Source organism: Daejeonella sp. (genome assembly GCF_037719425.1).
Taxonomy (GTDB): Bacteria; Bacteroidota; Bacteroidia; order Sphingobacteriales; family Sphingobacteriaceae; genus Daejeonella.
Genome location: NZ_JBBJNI010000222.1, coordinates 1 through 3,958, shown reverse-complemented (window position 1 = coordinate 3,958; position 3,958 = coordinate 1). Strand labels below are relative to the sequence as shown.

Genomic DNA, 3,958 nt, shown 5'->3' with positions numbered 1-3,958 from the left:
CTGAAATATTAAAAGCTACTTCTATACCTGGTGCCGAAGATTTCAAAGGGCAGGGAATAGAAAGAAGCTTAACAGCGGCCTACGACGAACTTTCATTGTAAGCGGTCAAATGTTTAAGTGAGATGTAATGCTGAGGGATTCCTGCCGAAAGCTTTGAGCTATTTCACCATTTTCAGGAACGACGTCAATTTTGCCTTCATCTGCCTTCTGTCGACGATAAAATCAAGGAAACCATGCTCTAAAACGAATTCGGAGGTTTGAAAGCCTTTTGGCAGATCCTTTTTTATCGTTTCTTTAATAACTCGGGGCCCGGCAAACCCAATTAAAGCGCCAGGTTCTGAAATATTAATATCCCCTAACATTGCGTAAGAAGCGGTAACGCCGCCTGTTGTCGGATCTGTAAGCAATGATATGTATGGTAATTTTGCTTTACTCAGAAGTGCAAGCTTAGCTGCAGTTTTAGCCATTTGCATTAATGAGAATGCAGCTTCCATCATTCTGGCGCCACCTGATTTAGAGATCATCATGAAAGGAATTTTGTGCTCAATGCAATAGTCAATGGACCGGGCTATTTTTTCTCCAACAACCGAGCCCATAGATCCCCCAATAAAGTTAAAATCCATACAGGCTATAACAATCTCCTGATGACCCAGCATACCCGTCGCAGATCTTATGGCATCTTTTAAGCCAGTTTTAGCGTAGCTCTCTTCCAGACGGTCGGTATATTTTTTTGTATCAGTGAACTCCAAAGGGTCACCGGAGCGGATATTTGCAAAAAGCTCAGTGAAGTGAGTGTTATCGAATAGTATCTCAAAATATTCTTTTGAACCTATCCGGAGGTGATAACCGCAATAGTGACAAACGTATTTATTTTCAACCTGCTCTGCGTAATGCAATGGCTTCTTACATGATGGACATTTATTCCACATGCCATCAGGCGCTTCTTTTTTCTCTTCGGTAGAAGTAATTATCCCCTTATTTTCTCTCTTAAACCAGGCCATTTTGGATATGTGTATAACGTACAAAGAAACAAAAATTTTAAGAAAGCAAGGTCACACAAACTTATTGCGTGAAATGTTGGTATAAACAGTAGAATTCTACGAGGTTTACTTGATCTTGAGGTGAATTTTCCTATTTTCGAGCCCTAAACATTAATCTAAACGAATGGACTTAAAGCAATTAAAAGGAGTATTACATGGTGATGCAGTGCAGGAATTATTTGAAGCTGCTAAAAAATATCAGTTTGCTCTTCCGGCGGTAAACGTTATTGGTACGAATTCTATAAATGCGGTAATGGAAACAGCTAAAGCTGTTAATTCTCCAGTTATCATTCAGTTATCAAATGGCGGAGCTCAGTTTTACGCAGGTAAATCTCTGAATAATGACAATATGCAAGCATTTATTCTGGGAGCAGTTTCTGCAGCACATCACGTTCATTTACTGGCAGAGCACTACGGAGTGGCAGTAATACTGCATACAGATCATGCTGCAAAGAAATTGCTTCCGTGGATAGACGGACTGCTGGATCATGGTGAAAAATTCTTCGCCCAATACGGCAAGCCGTTGTTCTCATCTCACATGCTTGATCTTTCTGAAGAACCTATTGAGGAAAATATTGAGATCAGCAAGAAATACCTGGCCCGTATGAAAGCCATGGGTATGACCCTGGAAATTGAGTTAGGAGTAACCGGCGGTGAGGAAGATGGTGTTGACAACAGTGATGTTGACAGCTCAAAGCTTTATACTCAGCCATCAGAAGTTGCTTATGCCTATAAGGAATTAAGTACCGTTAGTGATAAATTTACTGTTGCTGCGGCATTCGGTAACGTACATGGGGTTTATAAGCCAGGAAACGTAAAACTACAGCCTGTTATCCTTCAAAATTCTCAGGATTTCGTTCGCAAGGAATTTAATAAGGAAGCTGAAAAACCTGTTAATTTTGTATTCCATGGGGGATCAGGGTCATCTAAGGAAGAGATTCGCGAAGCGATATCCTATGGAGCCATAAAAATGAATATTGATACAGATATGCAGTGGGCATTCTGGGAAGGAATTAAAGATTACTATAAATCTAAAGAGGCATATCTTCAGGGCCAGATCGGCAATCCGGATGGTGAAGACTCACCGAATAAAAAACACTATGATCCGAGGGTTTGGCTTAGAAAAGGGGAAGAGACATTTGTCAAGCGTCTTACTCAGGCTTTTGATGACCTGAATTGCATCAATGCAAACGACAAGCTTTAAATTTTAACATTAAGCCAACCTTCGGGTTGGTTTTTTGTTTAGACGACTATGGGGTTTTGGTAATTCAAATTTTATAGTATGAGCAACAAAAAAAAGCTGAGTTTTTTTGAAAAATTTTCGAATGCGGTAACAACATGGACCGGCAGTTCATTTGCCTTTTCAGCAGCTTTTCTGGTTATTCTGGTATGGGCTGCATCCGGGCCGTTCTTTGATTTTTCTGAGACCTGGCAGCTGGTAATAAATACAGGCACTACAATAATAATTACTTTTCTAATGGTATTTCTGATCCAGAAATCTCAAAACAAGGATAGTAAGGCAATTCAGCTAAAGTTAAACGAGTTAATAGCAGCTGATGAACGAGCCAGTAACCGGATGGTCGATCTGGAGGATATGACTGAAGAAGAGTTGGATAAACTTCACAAATATTATGAAAAATTGTCTGATCTTGCAGAGCAGGAAGACAACATTCATACGTCCCGTTCAATAGATGCTGCCGAGAAAGCAGATCAGATGAAAAAATCTAAAAAAGGCAGTCCTGTTAAGAAAATAGGATTGACTGGTAAGAGGCCTGATTCCAAGTCTGATTCACCAGTAAAAAGTAAAAATTCTTCTCCCAAACGAGATGCAAAGTAAGGTAGAAGTTAAAAAAGTAACAGATCCCGCAGATCTTGAAATAGTTTTTGCGATACGGCGGAAAGTGTTTGTAGAAGAACAGGACTGTCCGCCGGAACTTGAGTGGGAGTTTGAAGATGAATCAACCCATTTCCTGGGCACTTTTAATGATACTCCTGCAGGAGCCGCCCGCTGGCGCCAAACGGAAAAGGGATATAAACTGGAACGTTTTGCTGTCCTCAAAGAATTTCGGGGGTTTGGCGTGGGAAAAGTGCTGGTACGCACGGTATTAGATAATCTTCCGCCGGATGTGCAATATATTTATCTGAATGCCCAGCTTACAGCAATTGGACTTTATGAGAAGTTTGGATTTGTAAAAGAAGGTCCGCAGTTTGAGGAAGCCGGTATCCAGCATTTTAAGATGGTGTTGAAAAGCAGTAAGCTCAATTTTTATATGGCCAATGGTCGGGAGACCTGATTCTTCCTGCATCACTTTCGCACCTTTAACGATTTATCCTTACTAATAATAGATTTCTTAGTATTTAGGAAGTTTCTAGGTCTCTTGATATATACTAAAGCATAGATTGAAAATGAAGTCCATTTCCACCGCCATTATATGTGTTGCATTATTTCTCACCTATGAGGTATACGGGCAGCAAAAACCAAATATAGTTTTGATGGTCGTCGACGATATGGGCTGGACGGACCCAAGCTGTTATGGAAGTTCTTTCTACGAAACACCCAACATAGATGCCCTGGCGAAGTCCGGTATGAAATTTACGGATGCATACTCTGCCTGCACCGTCTGTTCACCATCCCGGGCGAGTATAATGACAGGCAAATCTCCGGCGAGGTTGCGTGTCACGGACTGGATCACGGGTCACGACATGCCCTATGCGAAGTTCCTGCCACCAGATTGGACACAGTTCTTGCCCCTGAAAGAAACTACGATTGCGGAAGTTCTAAAAAAACAGGGATATGCAACAGCCGCAATTGGAAAATGGCATCAAGGCGATGATGTAATGTATTATCCGGAAAATCAAGGTTTTGACGTCAATATTGCCGGTACATATCAAGGCCAGCCACCAAGCTACTTCTCTCC

At 41.2% G+C, this 3,958-nt stretch carries 5 protein-coding genes; 4 read left to right on the top strand and 1 reads right to left on the bottom strand.

What is annotated here, in order from left to right; all coding sequences use genetic code 11:
* Positions 1–158 precede the first annotated feature (158 nt).
* Positions 159–1,001, bottom strand: coding sequence for an acetyl-CoA carboxylase, carboxyltransferase subunit beta (gene accD, locus WKF69_RS18755; protein ID WP_340383965.1), 843 nt, complete (start codon positions 999–1,001; stop codon positions 159–161).
* 163 nt (positions 1,002–1,164) lie between these two features.
* Here accD and fbaA point away from each other — a divergent pair, with 163 nt between their 5' ends.
* From fbaA to WKF69_RS18735, 4 genes are all read left to right on the top strand, one after another.
* Positions 1,165–2,244: a class II fructose-bisphosphate aldolase gene (fbaA, locus tag WKF69_RS18750; RefSeq protein WP_340383964.1), complete on the top strand. Its 1,080-nt coding sequence runs from the start codon at positions 1,165–1,167 to the stop codon at positions 2,242–2,244.
* Between the two features lie 78 nt (positions 2,245–2,322).
* Positions 2,323–2,877, top strand: coding sequence for a low affinity iron permease family protein (locus tag WKF69_RS18745; RefSeq protein ID WP_340383962.1), 555 nt, complete (start codon positions 2,323–2,325; stop codon positions 2,875–2,877).
* Positions 2,867–3,334, top strand: a complete 468-nt coding sequence (locus WKF69_RS18740; protein ID WP_340383960.1) for a GNAT family N-acetyltransferase — start codon at positions 2,867–2,869, stop codon at positions 3,332–3,334. Before WKF69_RS18745 ends, WKF69_RS18740 begins: the two co-directional genes overlap by 11 nt.
* 112 nt (positions 3,335–3,446) lie before the next feature.
* Positions 3,447–3,958, top strand: a 512-nt coding sequence (locus WKF69_RS18735) for a sulfatase-like hydrolase/transferase (RefSeq protein WP_340383958.1), incomplete at its 3' end; no start/stop codon positions are given.

Bases quoted from the DNA above. Each gene is read 5' to 3' on its own strand.
- accD (WP_340383965.1), bottom strand. From the start codon at position 1,001: ATGGCCTGGTTTAAGAGAGAAAATAAGGGGATAATTACTTCTACCGAA.
- fbaA (WP_340383964.1), top strand. From the start codon at position 1,165: ATGGACTTAAAGCAATTAAAAGGAGTATTACATGGTGATGCAGTGCAG.
- WKF69_RS18745 (WP_340383962.1), top strand. From the start codon at position 2,323: ATGAGCAACAAAAAAAAGCTGAGTTTTTTTGAAAAATTTTCGAATGCG.
- WKF69_RS18740 (WP_340383960.1), top strand. From the start codon at position 2,867: ATGCAAAGTAAGGTAGAAGTTAAAAAAGTAACAGATCCCGCAGATCTT.